General features: G+C 57.7%; 1 protein-coding gene. It reads right to left on the reverse strand.

Going from position 1 to position 542, the window contains the following annotated elements:
- Window positions 1–542 (reverse strand): glycine--tRNA ligase subunit beta (locus ACTHUM_RS18335; RefSeq protein ID WP_440403726.1); only part of this gene is annotated, 542 nt, incomplete at both ends.

Genomic DNA, 542 nt, shown 5'->3' on the forward strand with positions numbered 1-542 from the left:
CACGGCCAAACGCGCCTGCATGAAGTCGGCGGTTTCAGACGGCGTTTTCTCGTTGAGCAAACCTTGCGGGAAGCTGTCAAAGGCCGTCTGAATCAGTTCGTTTACGTCCAAACCGTATTGCATCAGCATACGCAAAATACCCAATGCGGAGCGGCGCAGGGCGTATGGGTCTTTGTCGCCGGTCGGAATCAGGCCGATACCCCAAATGCCGACCAAGGTTTCCAGTTTGTCGGCCAAAGCAACGGCGGTTGCCACTTTGCCCTCTGGCAGGTTGTCGCCGGCAAAGCGCGGTTGGTAGTGTTGCTCGATGGCTTCGGCGATTTCTTCGGTTTCACCGTCCAAGCGGGCGTAGTATTTGCCCATCGTGCCTTGCAATTCGGGGAACTCGCCGACCATTTCGGTCACCAAGTCTGCTTTGGCCAAACGTGCGGCGCGCTCGGCTGCGGCAGCATCCGCGCCCAACGCTTTGGCGATATGGGCGGCAATGCTTTGCAGACGCTCGATACGCTCGGCTTGCGAACCGATTTTGTTGTGGTAAACCA

Source organism: Neisseria sp. P0021.S006, assembly GCF_051956895.1.